Below are 22,665 nucleotides of genomic sequence, written 5' to 3'. Positions count from 1 at the left end.
AACACTACTCAAAGCCCGCTGTTTAAGTAGGCACCTAATAATTCAAAGTATTCGGTAAAAGCTTGGTTAATCTTATACCTATGCTCACCTTCTGGATAAAGGCCTAACCTTGCTTCTTCTGAATGGCGGCTTCCTTTCACCAGAAAAGAATTAATTAAACTTGCGTCTGCTAAACCTGCATCCTCAACAAAAGCTTCGAATGCTCTTGCACATAATTCTTCGGGCAAACTGTAATAAAGTTGATTTAACTTTTTATCAATAAGGTTGGAGTTTTGTACAAGCTGACTTGCCGCATGGCCGCTTTCATCTAGTAAAATGGCCTTAAAACAGTTCGATAACAAATCATTTAAAGGATGTCGACGCATAGGCGCATCTAGAAGCCAAGCTTTGGAAGCAAACAAAGCCTTTGATTGATAGTTCAGACCTTGGTCAAAACTGGGTAATGTCTGAAATGCTTGAGACCCCAAGTAATGATCAAGAGCATGGAACCATTCATGCGCTATGCTACCTGGACCTGCATTTTTAGCTAAAGAAAAACACCTTTCGTGGGGCGAGTAATGGGCGGCAACACCAGGACGACCACCTCTACCGTACTGTAATGATAGACTTGCTCGCAATGAAATAAGGTTTTCAGGCGCTTGCAATATTTTCATTAAAGTCACTAGTGCATGATAAAAAGCGTGGGCTGCTCGCTTTTGCTCTTCAGGTGTTACCCATCGCCCTAATTGAATAGAGCGAAAATTAAAACGCTTACGAATATCAACAAAGCTTATATCAGTTTCATCCAACTTTTTATTCAATTCAGGTTGGCCAAATCGATAAAACAAATGTGCTTTAGACATGTAAAAACCAATATAAAAGTGACTTAAGTAGCATCTCTTGTTACTAATTTCATTGAAATTGAGTTAACGCAATGTCTAAGGTTTTTAGTGGTTAATCCCTCACCTTCAAACACATGCCCAAGATGACCATCACACTTAGCACAAACAATTTCGACACGTCTTCCATCTGCATCAGGTAGCTGTTTAATTGCACCTTCAATCTCATCATCAAAACTTGGCCAACCACAATGAGATAAGAATTTATGCTCTGAATAAAATAAAGGCGCATCACATTGGCGGCAAAGATAAACCCCCTCTGCGGTTGTGTCTGTATACTCTCCAGTAAAAGGTCTCTCTGTTCCTTTATGAAGAATGACATGTTGCTCTGCGGCATTTAAAGGGTTAAGGGGCTTAGTCATCAAACTTTCTCTCTCAATAAATATTTGCCTAAAACAGGTTGGATTGAACAAACGTGGTTTAGTTCTTTATTATATTACAAAAGGGGTAATTATTATTGGGGTCCTATAGATTCCCCTTTAAAAGGATTTTTACTTTAAGGCCTGTGGTTTTAGCTATATAGATAGTTATTCTCATTATAACAAAAACAAAACAATAACCAAAAAACCATAAATAATACCTATATAAATAATCACCAGAATCCATAAGATTTTATCCTCCCCTCGCCTTATAGTCTTATCATTAGATAATTATATGGAGCCAACCATGGCCAGTTTAAGTACAGCACAAGTCACTCAAGTCCATCATTGGAATGATGGGTTATTCAGCTTTAAAACCACGCGAGACCCAGGCTTTAGATTTAAGAATGGCCAATTCGTGATGATAGGACTTGAAGTCGACGCCAAACCTTTATTGAGGGCTTATAGTATCGCCAGCCCTAATTATGCTGACGAGCTCGAATTTTTTAGCATTAAAGTGGCCGATGGTGCCCTCACTTCAAGACTGCAGAATATTCAAGTGGGTGAAAATATCATTCTAGGGGGAAAAGCAACTGGCAGCCTCATTGTCGATGACCTCTTACCCGGTAAAAACCTTTTTTTACTTGCAACAGGAACAGGTTTAGCCGCCTTTATGAGTGTTATTCAAGACCCAGAAGTGTACGAGCGTTTTGACAGAGTCATCTTAGTTCACGGCACCAGACATATCGCTGATTTAGCCTATCAAGACTTTATTGAAAATGAGCTGCCTGACAACGAATATCTAGGTGAAGAAATTAAAGAAAAGCTTAGCTATTACCCAACAGTGACAAGAGAAAGCTATAAACATGAAGGCCGCGTGACTGAACTTATTAGGACGGACAAACTTTGTCGTGACCTAGGGCTTCCACCAATGAATCCAGCAACAGATAGAGTCATGATATGCGGCAACCAATCCATGCTAGCTGAATGTCGAGAACTTCTTGATGAGAGAGGGTTTAAAATTTCTCCGCGTATTGGTGAAGCAGGTGATTATGTGATTGAAAGAGCTTTTGTCGAAAAGTAATCACACTCAATATTATTCTAAATAAAGTGCACCTTTCCCCTTAGGGTGCACTGACATCCATAACCAACTTCCTAGATAGCTCCCTCCTATCATTATTGAGTCAGCCTCATAAAAACCTTATTAACTCCTTTTAAATTAGGCTCAAATAGGCCTCACTTTTTGTACAAACGCATAACAAAAAACAATAAAAACTTTCTGTTAAGCACTCTGTTAAATAACGTATTCTGCTAATTAGATTAAGAATTTACCTAAAGAAGTTTTCTCCAATTTAGACAAACAGCTGTGAATGATTTATGGCGTTAAACGATGAAGGGAAGTATCAAATGGATAAATTAGAACACGCTAAATATATTATTTTAACCATAGGCCTTTTTTTACTTTTAATCGCAAGTATCTTGTTTTATCAATCCCAGCACCCTTTCAAAGATAGCCAAGAAGCCAGTGGACATGTTGTTCAACCAAGCTCTTCACAGGATAATGCCTTTAAACAAGATTTAATTGTTTCTTTCAAAACCCTGTGGAATCAAGAAATTGAGCTTCACCTAAGCTCACCTCAAAGTACCCAGCCGTTACAACAAGGGCAGTCTATTGCTGTCATTTATAGTGAGTCTGAACCAGGCAGAGCCATTTTAAAACCCACCCCAAGCTTTACATCTCCCTTCAGCATTCTTGCTGATCTTGGTAGCGCCTTAATACTCTGCTTTATTCTTATTCACTTGAAAGATTTTAAGAAACAGCGAAAAGTACGCTATTTACAAAACCATGGAGTTAAAATTAAAACAGTCTTAAGAAGCGTCGAAATAAACCCAGAACATGAATGTAAAGGAAAAAAACCATATCGAATTTATACGGAATGGTTAAATCCAAATGCCACCGCATTACATATATTTAAAAGTGATTACTTATTATTCGACCCTAGCGATATGCTGGAAGATAAAGAAGTCACCATTCTGATCAAAAAAGATAATCCTAGTGAATATTACTTTGATTTGTCTTTTTTAACGCCCCCTGAAAAAGCACCCAACTTTAAATGGTAAACAAAGCAACAAGGGGTTTAAGGAATACTTTTACTATATTGTCTTGATTGAAAGTTTTACCATAGCTCTTCACCTCTAAACCTAATTCGATCCGATAGAAATTAAGAGTATTCCTTTGCAAATATTAATTATTGGTTATGTCTGGCCAGAACCAAATTCATCCGCTGCTGGCTCACGCATGATGCAACTCATCGAAAGCTTACAGAGCGCAAGCTTTTCAGTTCATTTCGCAACCCCTGCACAAACGACAGAACATATGGTTAACCTTGGTGAAATGGGGATAAGTACCAGTCAAATAGAACTTAATCAGTCTAGTTTTGATGACTATATTATCTCGTTAAATCCAGACATAGTGATTTTTGATCGTTTTATGATGGAAGAGCAGTTTGCATGGCGAGTTGAAAAGCATTGCCCTAACGCTTTACGCGTACTTAATACCGAAGATCTTCATAGCCTCAGAAGCGCTAGACATAAAGCGGTTAAATCAGGTCAAAATTTTCAACTTAGCGATATGCACTCAGATCTAGGCATTAGAGAAATTGCAGCCATATTACGCAGTGATTTAACGCTTATGATTTCTGAGTATGAGTATCAGCTGCTACAAGACAAGTTCAATGTCCCAGCCTACCAACTTATGCACCTTCCTTTTATGCTAGAGAAGGTTGATCAAACAAAACTGGATTCACTCCCCTCTTTCGAAGAAAGGGCGCATTTTATTAGCATAGGTAATTTTCGTCACGAACCTAATTGGGATGCTGTATTACAGCTTAAAACTGAAATTTGGCCAAAAATACGCAAGCAGCTCCCTCAAGCACAGCTTCATGTTTATGGCGCCTACCCACCACCTAAAGCCACCCAGCTTCATAATGAAAAACAAGGCTTCTTAATTAAAGGCTGGGCTAAAGATGCCAATCAGGTGATGCAAAATGCCAGAGTATGCTTAGCTCCCATTCGGTTTGGTGCTGGTATCAAAGGTAAATTAGTTGAAGCAATGCAAAATGGCACCTCAAGCATCACCACATCGATAGGTGCTGAAGCCATGCATGGAGACTTTGCTTGGAATGGTGTTATTTCTGACGACATGGATGAATTTATTCAGTCCGCTGTATCACTTTATCAAGATGAGCCAAGCTGGAAGGCAAACCAAAACAAAGCTATCCAGATACTCAACCGCTTTTATCATAAAAATGAATGGCAACAGAAATTTATTGAACGACTTATTGATTCAAAAGCTAATCAAACACAGAATCGCCAACAAAATTTCATGGGATTAATGGTGAGACACCATAGTTTGAAGAGCACTCAGTATATGTCGCAGTGGATTGAGGCAAAAAACAAAGGATAAATGCACTGTAATTTGCTTTTTTTTATAGGTTTCAAAAAATCACACTTACAGTCAAAGCCCCTAAAATTGGGGCTATTCTCCCCTCTTATTAGTATTTACATGGCTAAGATAGCAACTAATACAAAATTAACTATGCTTATGCCCTTCTAATGCTGACTATTTATCCTGTATACTTGCGCGAAAATTTTTCGTCCAAACCTTATATATTAGAGTAATGTAATGGCTGACTTATCGCACTACAGAAACATTGGTATTTTTGCTCACGTTGACGCGGGTAAAACAACTACAACAGAACGTATTCTTAAACTTACCGGTATGATCCACAAGATCGGTGAAGTACATGAAGGCGAATCTACAACTGACTTCATGACTCAAGAAGCTGAACGTGGTATTACCATCCAGTCTGCAGCAGTAAGCTGTTTCTGGAAAAACCACCGTTTCAACGTTATCGACACACCTGGGCACGTTGACTTCACAGTAGAAGTATATCGTTCTCTTAAAGTGCTTGATGGCGGTATCGGTGTATTCTGTGGTTCTGGTGGTGTTGAGCCTCAGTCTGAAACTAACTGGCGTTATGCTAACGATTCAGAAGTTGCTCGTATCATCTTCGTAAACAAACTTGACCGTTTGGGTGCTGACTTCTACCGTGTAACTGACCAAGTACGTAACGTACTAGGCGCAACACCACTAATCATGGTATTGCCTATCGGTACTGAAGATCAGTTCACTGGTGTTGTTGACCTTCTAACTCGTAAAGCTTACGTTTGGGACGAAACTGGACAACCAGAAAACTACTCAATCGAAGACGTTCCAGCTGACATGGTTGATGATGTTGAAGCTTACCGTGAACAGTTGATCGAAACTGCGGTAGAACAAGACGACGACCTAATGATGGCATACATGGAAGGTGAAGAGCCTTCAATGGAAGACATCAAGCGTTGTATCCGTACTGGTACACGTGACCTTGCTTTCTTCCCTACATACTGTGGTTCTGCGTTCAAGAACAAAGGTATGCAGATTCTTCTTGATGCGGTTGTTGATTACCTACCAAGCCCAACTGAAGTTGAGCCTCAAGACCTTACTGACGAAGAAGGTAATGCAAACGGCGAGAAAGCAATTGTATCTGCTGACGAACCTTTTCGCGCATTGGCATTCAAAATCATGGATGACCGTTTCGGTGCCCTAACTTTCGTACGTGTATACTCAGGTGTGCTTAACAAAGGTGATACTGTACTTAACAGCTTCACAGGAAAAACTGAACGTATCGGCCGTATGGTTGAAATGCAAGCTGACGATCGTAACGAAATCAGCACAGCGCAAGCGGGTGACATCATCGCTATCGTTGGTATGAAAAACGTTCAAACTGGTCATACTCTTTGTGACGTTAAGCACCCTTGTACACTTGAAGCAATGGTATTCCCTGAGCCAGTAATCTCTATCGCCGTAACACCTAAAGATAAAGGTGGTAACGAGAAGATGGGTATTGCGATTGGTAAAATGGTTGCAGAAGATCCAACATTCCGCGTTGAAACTGACCAAGAAACTGGTGAGACAATCCTACGTGGTATGGGTGAACTTCACCTAGATATCAAAGTTGATATCCTAATGCGTACCTACGGTGTAGACCTAGTTGTTGGTCAACCTCAGGTTGCTTACCGTGAAACTATCACACAACAAGTTGAAGACAGCTACACTCACAAGAAACAATCTGGTGGTTCTGGTCAGTTCGGTAAGATCGACTACCGCATCAAACCAGGTGAAGTGGGTACTGGTTTCACATTCAGCTCTTCTGTTGTTGGTGGTAACGTACCAAAAGAATTCTTCCCAGCTGTAGAAAAAGGCTTCAAGTCTATGATGGACGAAGGTACCCTAGCGGGCTTCCCTGTTCTTGACGTTGAAGTTGAACTATTTGACGGTGGCTTCCACGCAGTTGACTCCTCTGCTGTTGCCTTCGAAATCGCTGCTAAAGGCGCTTTCCGCCAGTCTATGCCAAAAGCAGGTCCTCAGTTGATCGAACCTATCATGGCTGTTGACGTATTCACTCCTGATGATCACGTTGGTGATGTAATCGGTGACCTTAACCGTCGTCGTGGCATGATCAAAGATCAAAACGCTGGCGTTTCTGGTGTTCGTATTAAAGCTGACGTACCTCTATCAGAAATGTTTGGTTACATCAGTACACTACGTACTATGACATCTGGTCGTGGTCAGTTCTCTATGCTGTTCTCTCACTACTCTCCTTGCCCGAACTCTGTTTCTGAAGCAGTAATCGAAGCACAACGTGAGAAAAAAGCTAACAGTTAATAACTAATAGTTTTTGAGAAACACAAAAACCCGATGATGTAATCATCGGGTTTTTTTTGCCTAAATTTTATGATCCACAGAACATAATTGAAAATTACTGCTTCGCACTCTTAAGTCGTTAGCAAAGCACAAGGAGAGAAAAAAGCTAACGGTTAATAACTAATAGTTTTTGAGAAACACAAAAGCCCAATGATGTAATCATCGGTTTTTTTTACCTAAATTTTATAATCCACAGAACATAATTGAAAATTACTGCTTCGCACTCTTAAGTCGTTAGCAAAGCACAAGGTGAGAAAAAAACTAACGATTAATCTCCAGTAGTTTTCTACCTGAAATTTACAACCCTTAAAATCAGGCACAAAAAAAAGCCAAGACAATCCATCTCAGCTTTGATTATTACTTTTATAAGTTTACAACTTGCTTGCTAACGCATCATACGACCACTAGCCTGCTCACGTTCAGCCACTCTCTGCATAGTTTCTTTGCGCTCTTGGTGTTTCATGCGACCCCAAGCAGTAATTTCTTTAACACTGCGATGACAGCCAATACAGACATCCTCATCATCTAGACAACACAAAGACATACAGGGTGATTTAATTTCAGGCTCCGCACTCACCTCTTTAACATCTGACAAACTTTATCCCCCTCAAATAGAGAGATAATAGCAATTTATCTATAATATCGTCAGTTAAATTAATAACGCCTTCTTTTCAACTTCAGCAGGTCGGCCAAAATAATAACCTTGTGCTAAACCACAACCTAAACGCCCCAAGACCTGCCTCTGGCTTTCACGCTCAACGCCTTCTGCAATCACTCTAATCGAAAAAGCCTCAGCTATAGCAAGAATAGCACTCACAAGAGCAAGATCAGATTCATCGTTAGCAATATCTGCCACAAAGCGACGATCTATTTTAAGAATATCAACCGGTATACTTTTTAAATAAGCCAGCGAAGAGAAGCCTGTACCAAAGTCATCTAAAGCTAGACGATATCCAGCTTCTCTCACCTTTTCCAACCATAAACGAGTATTCATCGAGTCTTTTAGCAAGACCCCTTCTGTAATCTCAAGGATGATATTTTCTGGTGCCAAATCATAATGACTGAGCTGTTCTGTCATCCAACCCACACCCAAAAGACTAGGAATTTGATAACAGGAAAGGTTTATAGACACATAAATACGCTTGGCGTGCTGTTTCTGTAAATCACAAAATCCCTTCAAGACTTTAACGTAAACCACTTCGAATAAATCTTGAATTAACCCTAACTCTTCTGCACAACCAACAAAAACATCAGGCGCAACAACCTGACCCGAAGAGGTTGTCCACCTTGCCAATGCCTCATACCCAAGCACCTCATGACTAGATAAATCAACAATAGGCTGAAATGCGACGCGTATATCCTGCTTTAAAATTGACTCTCGCAATTCTAGTTCGAGCTTTCGAGCAGAAAGCACATCTTCCGACATCTGACCCGTATGAAACACATATCGCCCTTTTCCAAGCTCTTTCGCTTTATACATCGCAAGATCCGCAAGACGTAAAATCTCTTCAACATCTTCAACATTTCGTGACAAGGCAATGCCAATACTTGCCCCTGTATGCACCAAGCTTGACTCAATAACAAAAGGCTCTTTTAAAGCATCAACCACTGTTTGCGCTAGTCTTTCAAGCTCATTAATTTGTGAAAATGAAGGCAACATAATCACAAATTCATCGCCACCTAGACGAGAAACAGTATTAGTTTCACCAATCACATTCGTTAGTACTTGAGTCACCTTTCTGAGCAAACTATCGCCTACACTATGACCTAACGAATCATTAATTCGCTTAAAGTTATCCAAGTCTAGATACATCAAAGCACACTGGCTCTTTTCTTTGCAGCAGAGCGTCAGTTGATTAGCCATTAATTCATGAAAATACGCTCTATTTGGCAACCCAGTTAAATGGTCAAAATTAGCTCTAAACTCAATAGCTTCAAGACGCGCCTTTTTATGGGTAATATCACTAAATACAGCAAGGAACTCATATATTTCCCCTTTTTCGTTTTTTAGCGCTGTAATCGTTTGCCATTGCACGTAAAGGCTGCCATTTTTACGTTTATTCCATACTTCACCATGCCACTGCCCTTCCTGATAAAGCGCCCTATAAACCTGACTATAAAAGCTTGAGTCATGCTGTCCAGAACTCAGCATAGAGGGATTATTCCCTATCATTTCATCTGCGCTATAACCTGTAATGTCAGTAAAGGCTGGGTTGACCGCTCTAATTTTTGAATCGACTCCCGCCAGAAGAATCCCCTCTTTTGCAGAGTTGAAAACAGCTTTATATTGGGAGTTTTTATCAGCAACCAGCTTTTCTTGTGTAACATCCTTTATTACACCAAGAATGGCGCAAAACTCACCATCAAAGAGGAATGGCTTTAACGAAACGTCTAAACAGGCAAAGTTTTTCAGAGTAAATTCAAAACTTACTTGAGAACTGTCTTTTGTTAAGTCTTGCTCATACTCACAACACAGAGTTGTTAGGCTCGCAGGCAAAATTTGATTAGGGTTATTGAATTGAATTTCGGTAGGCTTATCTTGACTAAAATAGCGCTGCAATTCGGAGTTAACCGCTAGATACCTACCATGTAAATCTTTTAAATAAACTAGACCTGGCAGATTTTCAATGAAAACGCTGATTTGCTTTTCTTCAATTAACAATGCAGATTACCTCGTTAATACATCCTTGTTAGCATCCTTGACATCCGCTCCAGAACATCAGCTACATAGTGCTTACATCGCTAAAATAATGACACTAGTAGGTTCACGACTAAAGCCTGAGCTACCCTTTTCGTGATGTAGAACAAGGTATCAAGAAACTTAGTAACACTTGATTAATACAACCCCCATCTTTCATAAGATAATTTTAAGAACAAAAAAGGCCACCTCAATGAGGCAGCCTTAATCAGAAAACGAAGACGTCTTCTTTAGTTCATTTGCGCTTTTATCACATCTGCAAGTAATGCGATTGAATAATCTAACTTATCTTCCGGTACGCGAGCAAAACTCAAACGAATATTACTATCGTAGGCATCACTATTATTTGGATAAAAAGGCGTGCCAGGTAAAATTAGCACTTTTTGCTCTAGCGCGTCTGACAATACTTTTTTAGAAGACACACCTTCTGGTAAGGTCAACCAAACAAACATACCGCCAGCTGGTTTTTCAAATTGTACAAGGTCACCCAAATACTTATCTAACGCCAACATCATGGTATCGCGCTTCGCCTTATATACTTGCTGCAACTTTTCTAAATGAGCAGGAAACTCACCTGTCGCTAAATAGCTAGCAATTAGGTTTTGGCCTAAACGATTCGTATGCAAATCAGTCGCTTGTTTTAGCTTAACAAGATAAGGCGCAATATCTGGACATGAAACAAGGTAGCCCGTTCTTAATCCTGGCCATAAAACCTTTGAGTAACTCCCCATATATATCCAAGGCGCCGTTTTAAGCATACTAGAAATAGGTGTTCTATCTACATCTTCAAAGCACAAATCACGATAAGGGTCATCTTCTATCAATAGAATACCCTTTTCATCTAATAGAGCTGCAATCTCTTGACGACGCTTCAAGCTATAGCAATGCCCTGCTGGGTTTTGAAAGTTAGGAATTAAATAAACGGCTTTTGGCTGATGTTGATCTATCAACTCTCGCATAACAGATACTGACATTCCCTCATCATCTGCCGCTACATCCTGAATCTGAGCGCCTTGCAATTTAAACACCTGAATCGCAGCAAGGTAAGTAGGCTGCTCAGTCAAAATCATTGAATCACTATCCAATATCAAGCGACTGACTATATCTAGCCCCTGCTGAGAACCATTTGTAATCAAAGTTTGATCAAAGCCAGCCTGAATACCACGTTCAGCCACAGTCGCAACAACTTGCTCACGCAATGCCGCCTCACCTTCGCTTGGACCATATTGGCGACTATCTGCAACACTCTCCATATTAGGGAAAGCAGGCATGTAAGCCTCATCAGGCAAGCCACCAGCAAAAGATAAAATATCTGGCTGCTGACTATAATGTAGAAGCTCACGCACAAGTGAACTTTCCATTTGCTGCGAATTTGCGGTTAACAACTGAGACAACTTCATTCAAAACTTCCTAACACATATTCTAATTTGGCAAAATTTTATCAAGACTATCTTATATTCAAACAGACAGGCTAAGTGATTGCTGAGCATACAGATAAAAAAAAGCCATTTTATACAGGATAAAACCAGACAGAGAAAGGAAAGAAGAAGAGCTTCAGAAAGTTTTTATGAACCTAAAACCAAAAACTTAAGAAAAAACTCAAAGAAAAGCTAAAAATTTAAAACGAAACAAAATAGGTATGACCAATCTATATTGATTTTTTTAAATTAAATGCCTTTGACAAAGCTAAATACAGCAAGTAGTTTGAGATTTAACTATTAAAACAAATTGGTCATACCAAAGTGAGTGTAAAATGCAGTATCAAGAATTCTTAGATCAAGTAAAAGCCATATGTGCTGAAAATAACATCATAGAAGACCCGTTACGAACACTTGCTTACGGTACAGATGCCAGCTTCTATCGACTTATTCCTAAAGCCGTTATCAAGGTTGGATCGATATCAGAAGTCATTCACATCATAAAAGCAGCAAACCAATTCTCGGTTCCAATTACCTTTCGAGCTGCTGGCACCAGCCTATCTGGACAAGCCATTACTGAATTTGTACTCATTTCATTAGGCAATAAATGGCAAAATTATAAAATTTTTGATGAAGGTAAAATCATTCAACTTGAACCAGGTATTATCGGTGCTCAGGCAAACAAATACCTTGCGCCTTATGGACGAAAAATTGGACCAGATCCTGCTTCTATTAACTCGGCCAAAATCGGCGGAATAGCGGCTAATAACGCCTCAGGCATGTGTTGTGGCACAGCACACAATACCTACCATACCCTAGAGTCAATTCATTGCATTATGGCCGATGGCAGCCAGTTAAATACTGCAGACCCTGAATCAGTATCCCAGTTCAAGCAGTCACATAGCCAGATGCTAGAAGAGCTTTCTCAATTAGCTAAAGACGTTAAAAGCGATCCACAGCTGAAACAGAAAATTGAACATAAATATCGTCTTAAAAATACAACTGGCTATGCCCTAAATGCCCTAACCGACTTTACAGATCCTATTGATATCCTTGCTCACCTACTCATAGGTTCAGAAGGTACTCTAGGCTTTATTGCTAATGTCTCTTATCGCACCATGATTGAAGAGAAACACAAAGCCTCTGCATTAATCTTTTTTAATGATATTCAAGCAGCTTGTGACGCTGTTAGCCGTCTAAAGCACACACCTGTTGCAGCCGTTGAACTCATGGACTGGCCTGCATTAAACTCTGTACGTCATCATGATGTAATTAGCCAAACGATTACTCAATTAAAAGAAGGCTCATGTGTATTACTCGTCGAAACCAGAGCCCAATGCCGCCACCAGCTAGAAGACCAAGTAGACAAGATCAATCAGGTATTAAATCAAGCTGAAGAGCCTGCATGCCTTGATTACCAATTTAGCCAAGATGCAAATTTATGTGCTCAATATTGGGCAATTCGAAAAGGTGTTTTCCCAGCTGTTGGTGCAATAAGAAGCACAGGCTCTACTGTTCTAATTGAAGACGTCGCCTATCCAGTAGCAGAACTTGCCAATGCCGTTAATGATTTACATAAGCTGTTTGAAAAATGGCATTACCATGATGCCGTTATTTTTGGCCATGCATTAGAAGGCAACTTGCACTTTGTTTTCCCACAATCTTTTGACACTCAAACCGATATTGATAGATACGATGGATTGATGAAAGATGTCGCCAATATGACGGTTGGAAAATACCAAGGCTCACTTAAAGCAGAACATGGCACAGGTCGAAACATGGCTCCCTTTGTTGAGCTCGAATGGGGCCAGACAGGTTACAGCGTCATGGAGAAAATCAAACAGATATTCGACCCAACAGGCATACTTAATCCAGGAGTAATTCTAAACGATAATAAAAATATTCATTTAGAAAATATAAAGCCTTTACCGGCAAGTAACCCATTAATTGATGCCTGTATTGAGTGCGGCTTTTGCGAGAAAAATTGCCCATCAAAAGACCTAACACTTTCACCAAGACAACGCATTGTGATCAGCCGTGAACTTTCACGCTTAGCGACAGCACCTGAAGAAAAAGAGCGCTTGGCAGCTCTTGAAAAAGATTATCAGTATCAAGCCATTGATACCTGTGCAGGTTGTGGGCTTTGTAGTATGGCATGCCCTGTTGGCATCAATACAGGTGATTTGACACGCCACTTACGACAGGAAAACAATAAAGTTAATGAAAACAAAGCTAAATGGGCTGCGAAACATTTTGATACCAGCACTAAATTAATAAAGGTTGCCCTTGATAGCGCTAACATTACTCGTAATGTTATTGGCAATAAAACCATGTCAAAACTGGTTTCTCAGGTAAATAAAGTGAGCCAAGGCACAGTGGGTGAATGGCGTCCTAATACCCCTAAAGCCAACCACTGGTTGAAAGAAACAAGATCAAATACAGGAAACCATACTAAAAAAGTGGTGTACTTTCCTTCTTGTGCCAATAGAACTTTAGGCATAGATCCGGACCAGGTGGATTCACGAAGTCTAACTCAAGTTATATTCGAGCTATTAGATAAGGCGGGGTTTGACGTCATTCTTCCCAAACAAGTATCAGACCTTTGTTGTGGTATGCCGTTTCAGAGTAAAGGCTTTTTTGAGCAAGCTGATGAGAAGCGTAGCCAATTAAACCAAGCACTCATCACGGCTTCTGAAAATGGCAAATGGCCTGTTTTATTTGATACTAGCCCCTGCATTAACAGTGCAGATCAAGGCCTAGACAAAAAGCTCGATGCTTATGATCCTGTTAGGTTCGCCTTAGAGCATTTGGTACCTGCACTTAATATTCAAAAAAGTAGCGATAGCATCAGCCTTCATGTCACATGTAGCACTAAAAAAGCAGGATTAGAGCCAAGCATGCTAAATCTCGCAAACCTACTGTGTGACAATATTTATGTGCCAGATGACATTGGTTGTTGTGGTTTCGCCGGTGATAAAGGCTTCTCTCATCCTGAGCTAAACCAAAGTGCTTTAGCGAATCTTAAGCAGCAATTACCAAAAGAATGCGAACGAGGGATTTCATCAAGTAGAACTTGTGAGATTGGTTTGAGCGAACATGCAGGCGTTCCTTATCAATCACTATATTATTTACTCGATGAGGTGAGCCAAGCGAAGAGAGCTGATTAAGGATTTACTTAATCAGCCTATATTACAGTAACGCTAGATAATGACATAGACGTCATTATCTAGTTCAGCATCACTTCAATTTGCTGATCTTTTTGCAACCAGATTTCATTAACCCAAAGCTGGAAGGCTTTGCGAAAGTCCTCATCTTCTAAATAATTACCAATGCGCTCTTCAGAAATAGGAAGAACTCGGATATGTACTTTCACCTCTTTAACCTTACCACCAAGGTAATCCCAAAAACTTGGGATTCCGTTTGGATAAACCAGAGTGACATCCAACAAATTATCTAGCCTTTCACCCATAACGGAAAGTGCAAAAGCTAGGCCGCCAGCTTTTGGTGTTAGCAGATTATTAAACTTTTTACCTTGTTTCTCATGTTTACTGGCCGTTAGCCTTGTTCCCTCTAAAAAATTCATCACGGTTACAGGTGAAAACTGATACTTTTCACAGGCCTTACGTGTGACCTCAATGTCTTTACCCTTCAACTCTGGGCGTTTAGCAATTGCAGCTTGGCTATAACGCTTCATAAAGGGGAAGTCGAGTGCCCACCAAGTAAGACCAATAAATGGAACCCAAATGAGCTCTTGCTTCAGAAAGAATTTGAGAAAAGGAATTTTACGGTTAAAAATTCTTTGCAGGATTAAAATATCCACCCAAGATTGATGGTTTGAAATGAGCATATACCAAGCATTTAAAGAGAGACGCTCTTGATCATAGCGGGTTACTTTTGTTCGCCCCAGTAGAGACTGGTTAAGATTATTTAAAGCTATCCAGTATGTCGCCATTCTATCGATAATAAGATTAAGTTTCCCTCTGATCCAAGTATTGGGAATTAAAACCTTAATCACGCCTAACGCAACCACTGGTGTAAACCAAAATAAAGTATTTAACACTATCAACAAAAGTGACAGAGAGGCTTTTAAATGAAAAGAAATATGACTCATAACAGCACCAATAAAACATAACAAAAAAGCATAATACTGTTTTTTTATAATCAACAAAAGAGAGTCTATCTCGCCTAGGGAAAATAACGAATAGGCGTCACTAAAAGAAGATTCAGAAGAAACCTTAACAGGAAACCTTAGCGCTATGTTTTAACTCTTTAGAAAGCGCTATTAGCTCTGGTTTCACATGCTTTTCATAATCTTTGTGTAACACAAATGGCAGCAAGAAAGGTAAGGCGATAGCCCAAGGCACCCAAGCTCCAGACACCCCACCTAACGGGCCAGTAAGCAACCAGGCAATCATTAAAAACAAACCACTCAGCTTAATCATCACCCAAGGTTTAAAAAACACTTTAGAGCGAATTAAAGCTAGTCTCCATGCCCTACGACGGGTCTTAGCATCTAACTTTCTAACAACTTCTTCATGGAAACGAAACGGAGGCATATCACTCACTTACACTATAAACTTAAAACCTATTATCAATTACGCTTTTAGACGCAATTAAATCGCAGGGCATTATAAAGGGCCTAGTTTGATTAAAAAACATCCAAATCAATATTTTTCCTCTTTATTTACACAAGCAACATCTAGTCAGTTTGGGTCGATTAGTCGTATGCTTCAGGGTAAATTGAACTTAATACAAATTGAAAACCAGATGGCCTATGAACCTTCTTTCTACATTAAAACTTAAATATAAACTTTTTATCATTTTTGCCGTATCCAACATACTTATCATTGGTAGTATGTGGCAGATTTATCAGTGGAGTTTTGACCAAGGCTTTTTCAATTATGTGATTCAGCAAGACAAATCTTACCTTGGACAAATGGCTAACCGCTCAGCAAACCTCTACATCTATTATGAGGATTGGGATTTTCTCGTATCCGAGAGTCGCTTAGAGGAAGATTGGAAAAAAGCCAAGCTTGCTAGTACCGCTGACATGGTGCCCTCACCACTTACACCCAACTTGGATCTGATTTATCCATCTCAGCAGTACCGTAAACGCTTTTTATTGTATAACGCTGACAAAGAAACCCTCATAGGTGAAATTCCATTTAAATATGCTTTAACTCAAAAAGTAAAAGTAGCGGGTGAAATTGTTGGTTATGTCGGCTTAAGGTCTCTCAAAGAAGTTGTACAACACCACACGATAGAGTTTGTGAAAAAACAGGCTGAGTCGTTCTTGCTTATCTCTGCATTTATGATCGCAATCGTAGCTTTGTTTACATGGAGTCTTGCTAAAGCAATGAGTCGACCTATCTGCCAAATGAGTCAAGCAACAAGACAGTTGGCATCAGGTAGCTATAGCACTCGTCTGCCAACCAATAGCCGTGATGAATTAGGCATGCTGGCATTCGACCTCAACCATTTAGCGAGTACACTACAAAATACAACAGAAGCAAGAAAACGCTGGGTTGCGGATACCGCTCACGAACTAAGGACGCCTCTTGCTATTTTGCGAGGTGAGATAGAAGCCATGCAGGATGGCATCATTAAAGTTACTCCTGATAGCTTGGGCTCTTTATTGAATGAGACAGTGCATTTGGGTCGCTTAATCGAAGATCTTAACCAGTTATCTATGCATGATACTGGTAATATGGATTACAAGATGGAAGAGCACGATGTTGTTGATGTGCTTGAGCAAACCGTTGCTAGTATGCAAAGATCATTCGAAGAAGCTAACCTTAACTTATCATTAACCTTTGATAAGAAACGTGCTATCCCGATTACAGCTGATGCGAACCGCTTAAATCAATTGTTTTCAAATTTAATGAGTAACACGCTAAAATACACTTCAGCACCGGGCGAGCTAAGCATTCATGTACAAAAGCAAAAGCACGCAGTCGTTATTTGTTTTGAAGACTCAGCGCCAGGCATTTGCTCTGGAGATATTGAAAAAATATTTGAACGTTTTTATCGAACAGAATGCTCAAGAAACCGCAAAACAGGCGGACGAGGTTTAGGATTAGCTATCTGCCGTAGTATTGTTAACGGCCATAGAGGTACAATTAGCTCCTATTCTTCAAGCAAACAAGGTCTTGGTATACGTATCGAGCTACCGCTAACTTAATTTAGGAATATCAAGCAGATCATGAGTAAAATACTAATTGTTGAAGACGAACCTAAATTAGCCGAATTACTAACGGCTTATTTAGCTCAATCTGGCTATGAAAGCCATCACCTTGATCGTGGTGATATTGTCATTGATTATCTAAAACAAAATCATGTTGACCTCATTTTACTAGACCTTATGTTACCTGGTCTTGATGGCATGGAAATCTGTAAACAAGTTCGCTTATTTAGTAATGTGCCTATCATAATGCTGACAGCAAAAGCGGAAGAAATTGACCGTCTATTAGGTTTGGAAATGGGCGCAGACGACTATGTTTGTAAACCTTACAGCCCTCGAGAAGTGGTTGCACGTGTAAAAGCCAACTTACGTCGCGTTGGTTTTGATCAAATTGAAGAGCCAAAAACTGAAGGCTTTGAGCTGGATGTAGATAGACTTCGCGTTACCTACAAAGGCGAACTAATCGATTTAACCACAGTAGAATTCCAACTACTGCAATTACTTATTAGTGAACCTGGCCGTGTATTTGGTCGTGAAATCATTATGAAACGCATCTACACAGATAGCCGAGTTGTCAGTGATAGAACCATAGACAGCCATATTAAAAAGCTGCGTAAGCGTATCTCAATGGTGGCTCCAGAATTGAATGTAATCCATTCTGTTTATGGCGCGGGTTATCGCTTCGAAAATAACGATTAGTAGGCAACTTAAAATTCAATAAGCCACTGTCATGGCTTATTGAATCCTATCTTTAGCTTAGAGACCCACAATGGAAAGTTTTCTCTCGGTTCTGCAGTTTTCAGTTTCCATTACTTTGCCCATTTTCTTCATTCTCGCCTTAGGTGCATTATTAAATTACCTTAGGATGATTAATGATAATTTTATTGATGTTGCATCTAAACTCGTCTTTAACATTACCCTGCCCGCTCTACTATTTATCAGCATTGTTAAAACAGACTTAACCCAGTCCACTGATTTTAGCTTGCCAATTTTTGCAGTAACTTGTGTACTACTACTCTTTTTAGTGTTTGAGTTTGTTACTGCAAAATTAGTAAAAAACAAAGCTGATAGAGGCGTTATTGTTCAGGGAGCCTTTCGTTCAAATATGGGAATTATCGGATTAGCCTATTGCGTTAATGCATACGGGGACAGTGTTTTCTCTATCGCCTCCATATACTTAGGCAGTGTTACCGTTTTATTTAATATTTTATCTGTTATCACTTTAAACCGCTCTTTTAACAAGCAAGCAAACATTGCAAACACTTTAAAAGGCATAGTAAAAAACCCACTTATTATCAGTATTGTTTCGGCAACTATCATTTCAAGTTTAGGTATCAGCTTGCCAGAGAGTATTCTTAAAACAGGCAGTTATTTTGCTCAGATGACGCTTCCTCTTGCACTCTTATGTGCCGGAGCTACTTTGAGTTTCAGTGCTTTAAAAAATGATTTGCCCCTTTCTTCCATGGCCAGTATTGGCAAACTGCTAATCAAACCCTTGGTGATAACACTGGCCGGCATTTTATGGGGTTTTAGAGGCATGGAACTAGGGGTCATCTTTTTAATGTCATCAGCCCCTTCAGCCTCAGCTGGCTATATCATGGTGAGAGCCATGGCAGGAAATGCTAAACTAGCAGCTAACATCATAGTACTAACCACCATGCTTTCATTAATCAGTACCAGCATTGGTATTACATTACTGCGCAGCTATGGATTAATTTAATTAAGACCTAAAGCTATTAATTATATAATTAGCACTAAAGCATTTTCGCCTTTCATTAGCCTAGCTAGGGTATAGTTTTGAATTTTAGCTATAAAAAGCACAAATTAGTTTTCATTAGTAGCGCACTACTCGCCGCTAGCTTCTTATTTGCCATTGCACATTTTTTTGCAAGCCAAGCCTTGATGTTAAAGCTCCATCAACAAGGGCAAAACCAGCTATTAACCTATGTTGCAGACTTAAGGCGTGAGTTAAATGAATACCGCCACATGCCTTATTCAGTGACAGATAATCCAGCTATTAGAGAGTTCATATCTAACCCTCAGCCCACACCTTACCTAAGAGGCTACCTTGAAGATATAGCTAAGGTATCAGGTGCCAATGACTGGTTTATTCTCAATCAAGATGGTGACATTCTTCTTTCCACCAATGACAGGGGAAAGAGCGTACTCGACCCTTTTTTCTCCCAAACAGAACTCGCTAAACAATTAATAAAACAGCAAGGTGAAGCTGGCTTACTAACTGGATACAACAAGGAATACACGCAATCAGCACAGTTACTCACGGCACCTATTTACGGTTCTGGTCAGCTACTTGGGGCAGTCGCCATACAGATACAGCTTTCCCACTTAATAGAGAGTTGGACCGTATCGGGGGAAATCATTGCCATTACAGATAAGGAAAAGAATCTCTTTTTAGCCAATGACGACCTTAACTGGTCCAGAGATAAAAAAAGCCTGCAATCTGGACTACGCTACCCTCTCATTGAAGGCACAAAGACTTATCAAATAAAAATAGAAAACAAAGATTATATGCTACACAGCGTCGTCTTAGATGACCTTGAATGGCAGCTTCATTATTTATCCCCCATGAAGAGCAGTAAACAAACGGCCAATTACATCGCCTTTGTTTGTCTAATGATTGGCTCCTTATTAATTGTATTTGCCCTGTATCGCAATGAAAGAGCACTAAAGATTGCCTCAAAGATAGAGAATGAACGCCTGCTTGAGCAAAATGAACAAAGGCAAAAAGCCTTAATTGAAAAAACCCATGTGGGCTTAATTCAACTTGATAATGTCGGTAATATTTTATTTATTAACCCAACTGGGCAAGCTTATTTTAGGCATCAGCCCCAACTTATCGGGCAACACTTAAGCGAGCTGCTTGCACCGCGCCACAGCTACCCTGAAGCCCACCAGCAACCTAGCCTAAGTCTTAATGACTTTTATCACGCGCTTAATATAAAAGAGCAAGAAATTTGGCTAAAACGTGCGGAGAAAGAAAGCTTCCCAGCGCTTATTTCCATCTCTGCCATTAACTGGGCCCATTCCAGCGGCTTTCTTGTTACCTTGATTGATATCTCAAAACGTAAGCAAGCTGAGCAGGCCTTAATTGCAGCAAACAATAACCTTGAAAGTCGAGTAGAGGCCCGTAGCAACGAATTGAAAGCGGCTCAAAAAGAACTTTTAAGAGCGGAAAAGCTAGCAGCCATAGGCCAGATGTCTACTGCAATTGCCCACGAATTAAATCAACCTCTCACCGGCCTTCGCACCTTGGTTTACACTGCTGAGCTATTACTCAATAGAAATCAGATCAAAGAAACGCAAACAACCTTAAGCCAAGTAGAAGCCATGATAGGTCGTATGCACAAACTCACCAGTGAGTTAAAAGTCATTGCTTATCAAAGACCCGAACAACTCGGGCCGACCCGATTAGATGATTGCCTAGATAAAGCCTTTCTTAGTCTTGGTGATAAAGCAAAGGAACTGGAACTCAAAGTAAACCTTGAAGAACAAAATGTCAGTGCTGAATCGACTCGCTTAGAACGTATTTTTGCCAACTTATTGAGCAATGCTTTAGATGCTTGCATCGAACATGACATTGCAGCAAAAATTAATTTCACCAGTCAGTTAGTCAACAATAAGGTGCAAATTAAGATTGAAGATAATGGTCCAGGTGTGGATGAAGCCAGCCTCATACACCTCTTTGAACCCTTTTATACCAGTAAATCTATAGGTAAAGGCCTTGGCCTAGGACTTGCGATCAGCGCAAACCTCGCAAAAGATATGCAAGGCACACTAATTGCAGAGCAAAACGACAATACAGGCCTTACTTTTATCCTCACATTGGAGCAAGCACATTTTGAAAACCAAGCACAGTAAAACCACACTACTCTTAGTGGATGACGATCAGCTTGTTCGTGAAACAACTGCACAATGGTTGCGCTTATCTGACTATGAAGTACAAGAATTTGATAATGCCCAAACCCTGCTTGCGGAATTTGATGTGAATCGCAATGCCATTGTTATCAGTGATATCAGAATGCAGCCACTAGATGGTTTAGGCTTGATGTCGCAACTTCTCGCTTTGGCCCCAAGATTACCAGTGATACTTATTACAGGCCATGGTGATATCGACATGGCAGTCAAAGCCTTAAGAGATGGTGCTTTTGACTTCCTTGAAAAACCTTTTGATCCTAATCGTCTACTAGAAACAGTGGCAAAAGCATGTGCTCAAAGAGAGCTTGATGCGCAACAAAGACAGCAACAAGATTACCTAGCGAATGTAAAAGGCATTGAAGAGCTAATTCTAGGTAAGAGTGTTGAAATTCAAGCTATTCGTGAACAAATTAAGACCTTTGCTCAAATTGATACCAATGTCATCATTTATGGTGATACTGGCTGCGGCAAAGAGCTCGTTGCTCAGGCTCTTCATGAGCACAGTCATAGACGTGATAAACCCTTTATGGCGATTAACTGCGCCGCTATTCCGGCAGATTTGTTTGAGAGTGAATTATTTGGTCATGAAGCTGGTGCATTTACTAGTGCACAAAAACAACGCATTGGTAAATTAGAGCTTGCCAGCGGTGGTAGCCTGTTCTTAGATGAAATTGAAAGCATGCCATTGGCTATGCAAATCAAATTACTCAGAGTACTACAAGAAAACACCCTAGAGAGAGTCGGTGGCAATAAATCAATTAAGGTAGACCTTAGGGTGCTTGCTGCTGCAAAAGGCAACCTACAGACCCAAGAAGCCTTCCGTCAGGATTTATTCTTTAGGCTGAATGTCTCACAAGTCCACCTACCGCCTTTAAACGAACGAGGCGATGATATCCCCCTATTGTTTGAGCACTTCTGCCAACAAGCCTGTGCTGAAAAAGGCGCTAATTTCAGACCCTTAAGCCCAATGGACCATGAGACACTTATGCTTTATGGCTGGCCAGGTAATGTACGAGAATTGAGAAATGTCGCCCTAAGGTATGCATTAGAAGCCAACAGCACCATAGTAAAAATTCTTAGCGGTTATCAAGCACAAAGCTCACATGTTAACCTTTCCCCTCTCCCCTTGAGCGTTAAAGTTCAAGAGTACGAAAGGAACCTAATAGACCAAGCATTACGTGATTTTAAAGGTAATATCCAAAGTACTTTAGACTTTTTACATTTACCCAGAAGGACACTTAATCAAAAAATGCAGCGTTACGGTTTAAATCGCAGCGACTATCTAGATGAAAGTTAAGATGAGAATCCACTAAACCAGCAATTAAATTATTCTCTCCACCTAAAATCCAGTCAAAAGCGCCTCTCGTCTTAGTGCCATAAAACTAA

General features: G+C 40.1%; 17 protein-coding genes. 10 read left to right on the top strand and 7 right to left on the bottom strand.

The window, feature by feature from the left end:
• Window positions 1–8: 8 nt before the first annotated feature.
• Together OA91_RS12560 and OA91_RS12555 are read right to left on the bottom strand one after the other, a co-directional pair.
• Entirely contained in the window at window positions 9–842 is an 834-nt protein-coding gene (locus tag OA91_RS12560; protein ID WP_063338711.1) for a CLCA_X family protein, read from the bottom strand.
• Window positions 843–865: 23 nt separating this feature from the next.
• Complete coding sequence (locus OA91_RS12555) at window positions 866–1,240, bottom strand: methionine-R-sulfoxide reductase (protein WP_063338710.1); 375 nt, start codon at window positions 1,238–1,240, stop codon at window positions 866–868.
• A 304-nt stretch (window positions 1,241–1,544) separates the two neighbouring features.
• Between OA91_RS12555 and OA91_RS12550 the strand changes: the two genes are divergently transcribed.
• The 4 genes from OA91_RS12550 (at window position 1,545) to fusA (ending at window position 7,007) form a co-directional block, all read left to right on the top strand.
• Window positions 1,545–2,321 (top strand): ferredoxin--NADP reductase, encoded by a 777-nt coding sequence (locus tag OA91_RS12550; protein WP_046019016.1) that lies wholly within the window; start codon window positions 1,545–1,547, stop codon window positions 2,319–2,321.
• A gap of 323 nt (window positions 2,322–2,644) precedes the next feature.
• The gene (locus OA91_RS24070; protein ID WP_082827929.1) at window positions 2,645–3,358 is read left to right on the top strand and encodes a DUF3592 domain-containing protein; all 714 of its coding nucleotides are present in this window, start codon (window positions 2,645–2,647) and stop codon (window positions 3,356–3,358) included.
• A 115-nt stretch (window positions 3,359–3,473) separates the two neighbouring features.
• On the top strand, window positions 3,474–4,703 hold the full coding sequence (locus OA91_RS12540) for a glycosyltransferase family 4 protein (protein WP_197477803.1): 1,230 nt from the start codon (window positions 3,474–3,476) through the stop codon (window positions 4,701–4,703).
• A gap of 219 nt (window positions 4,704–4,922) precedes the next feature.
• A complete protein-coding gene (fusA, locus tag OA91_RS12535) occupies window positions 4,923–7,007 on the top strand; it encodes an elongation factor G (RefSeq protein ID WP_063338708.1) in 2,085 nt (694 codons plus the stop codon).
• A 424-nt stretch (window positions 7,008–7,431) separates the two neighbouring features.
• Here fusA and OA91_RS12530 read toward each other — a convergent pair whose 3' ends face one another.
• The 3 genes from OA91_RS12530 to OA91_RS12520 form a co-directional block, all read right to left on the bottom strand.
• On the bottom strand, window positions 7,432–7,641 hold the full coding sequence (locus tag OA91_RS12530; protein ID WP_231870368.1) for a DUF1289 domain-containing protein: 210 nt from the start codon (window positions 7,639–7,641) through the stop codon (window positions 7,432–7,434).
• Window positions 7,642–7,695: 54 nt separating this feature from the next.
• On the bottom strand, window positions 7,696–9,708 hold the full coding sequence (locus tag OA91_RS12525) for a sensor domain-containing protein (protein WP_063338707.1): 2,013 nt from the start codon (window positions 9,706–9,708) through the stop codon (window positions 7,696–7,698).
• A 266-nt stretch (window positions 9,709–9,974) separates the two neighbouring features.
• Complete coding sequence (locus OA91_RS12520) at window positions 9,975–11,144, bottom strand: aminotransferase-like domain-containing protein (RefSeq protein WP_063338706.1); 1,170 nt, start codon at window positions 11,142–11,144, stop codon at window positions 9,975–9,977.
• A gap of 353 nt (window positions 11,145–11,497) precedes the next feature.
• Between OA91_RS12520 and OA91_RS12515 the strand changes: the two genes are divergently transcribed.
• Window positions 11,498–14,329, top strand: coding sequence for an FAD-binding and (Fe-S)-binding domain-containing protein (locus tag OA91_RS12515; protein ID WP_063338705.1), 2,832 nt, complete (start codon window positions 11,498–11,500; stop codon window positions 14,327–14,329).
• 59 nt (window positions 14,330–14,388) lie between these two features.
• Here the strand turns inward: OA91_RS12515 and OA91_RS12510 are convergent, their stop codons facing one another.
• Both OA91_RS12510 and OA91_RS12505 read right to left on the bottom strand, forming a co-directional pair.
• Window positions 14,389–15,273: an acyltransferase gene (locus OA91_RS12510; RefSeq protein ID WP_063338769.1), complete on the bottom strand. Its 885-nt coding sequence runs from the start codon at window positions 15,271–15,273 to the stop codon at window positions 14,389–14,391.
• A 124-nt stretch (window positions 15,274–15,397) separates the two neighbouring features.
• Window positions 15,398–15,718 (bottom strand): hypothetical protein, encoded by a 321-nt coding sequence (locus OA91_RS12505; protein ID WP_063338704.1) that lies wholly within the window; start codon window positions 15,716–15,718, stop codon window positions 15,398–15,400.
• 218 nt (window positions 15,719–15,936) lie between these two features.
• Here OA91_RS12505 and OA91_RS12500 point away from each other — a divergent pair, with 218 nt between their 5' ends.
• From OA91_RS12500 to OA91_RS12480, 5 genes are all read left to right on the top strand, one after another.
• A complete protein-coding gene (locus tag OA91_RS12500) occupies window positions 15,937–17,343 on the top strand; it encodes an ATP-binding protein (RefSeq protein ID WP_046019001.1) in 1,407 nt (468 codons plus the stop codon).
• Between the two features lie 21 nt (window positions 17,344–17,364).
• Window positions 17,365–18,042, top strand: a complete 678-nt coding sequence (locus OA91_RS12495) for a response regulator (protein WP_046019002.1) — start codon at window positions 17,365–17,367, stop codon at window positions 18,040–18,042.
• A 70-nt stretch (window positions 18,043–18,112) separates the two neighbouring features.
• Window positions 18,113–19,063, top strand: coding sequence for an AEC family transporter (locus OA91_RS12490; protein ID WP_063338703.1), 951 nt, complete (start codon window positions 18,113–18,115; stop codon window positions 19,061–19,063).
• Window positions 19,064–19,140: 77 nt separating this feature from the next.
• Window positions 19,141–21,222: a sensor histidine kinase gene (locus tag OA91_RS12485; protein ID WP_046019004.1), complete on the top strand. Its 2,082-nt coding sequence runs from the start codon at window positions 19,141–19,143 to the stop codon at window positions 21,220–21,222.
• Window positions 21,203–22,576, top strand: coding sequence for a sigma-54-dependent transcriptional regulator (locus tag OA91_RS12480; RefSeq protein WP_046019005.1), 1,374 nt, complete (start codon window positions 21,203–21,205; stop codon window positions 22,574–22,576). Before OA91_RS12485 ends, OA91_RS12480 begins: the two co-directional genes overlap by 20 nt.
• The last annotated feature ends 89 nt before the right edge of the window (window positions 22,577–22,665 follow it).

Origin of the sequence: Marinomonas sp. SBI8L (assembly GCF_001624705.1) — a bacterium.
In the GTDB taxonomy this organism is placed as follows: domain Bacteria; phylum Pseudomonadota; class Gammaproteobacteria; order Pseudomonadales; family Marinomonadaceae; genus Marinomonas.
Note: the sequence above shows the minus strand (reverse complement) of the source record. Positions and strands in the feature narration are given on the sequence as shown.

Coding starts and splice junctions, on each gene's coding strand:
- OA91_RS12560 (WP_063338711.1), bottom strand. CDS start 842: ATGTCTAAAGCACATTTGTTTTATCGATTTGGCCAACCTGAATTGAAT.
- OA91_RS12555 (WP_063338710.1), bottom strand. CDS start 1,240: ATGACTAAGCCCCTTAACCCTTTAAATGCCGCAGAGCAACATGTCATT.
- OA91_RS12550 (WP_046019016.1), top strand. CDS start 1,545: ATGGCCAGTTTAAGTACAGCACAAGTCACTCAAGTCCATCATTGGAAT.
- OA91_RS24070 (WP_082827929.1), top strand. CDS start 2,645: ATGGATAAATTAGAACACGCTAAATATATTATTTTAACCATAGGCCTT.
- fusA (WP_063338708.1), top strand. CDS start 4,923: ATGGCTGACTTATCGCACTACAGAAACATTGGTATTTTTGCTCACGTT.
- OA91_RS12520 (WP_063338706.1), bottom strand. CDS start 11,144: ATGAAGTTGTCTCAGTTGTTAACCGCAAATTCGCAGCAAATGGAAAGT.
- OA91_RS12515 (WP_063338705.1), top strand. CDS start 11,498: ATGCAGTATCAAGAATTCTTAGATCAAGTAAAAGCCATATGTGCTGAA.
- OA91_RS12510 (WP_063338769.1), bottom strand. CDS start 15,273: ATGAGTCATATTTCTTTTCATTTAAAAGCCTCTCTGTCACTTTTGTTG.
- OA91_RS12505 (WP_063338704.1), bottom strand. CDS start 15,718: ATGCCTCCGTTTCGTTTCCATGAAGAAGTTGTTAGAAAGTTAGATGCT.
- OA91_RS12500 (WP_046019001.1), top strand. CDS start 15,937: ATGAACCTTCTTTCTACATTAAAACTTAAATATAAACTTTTTATCATT.
- OA91_RS12495 (WP_046019002.1), top strand. CDS start 17,365: ATGAGTAAAATACTAATTGTTGAAGACGAACCTAAATTAGCCGAATTA.
- OA91_RS12490 (WP_063338703.1), top strand. CDS start 18,113: ATGGAAAGTTTTCTCTCGGTTCTGCAGTTTTCAGTTTCCATTACTTTG.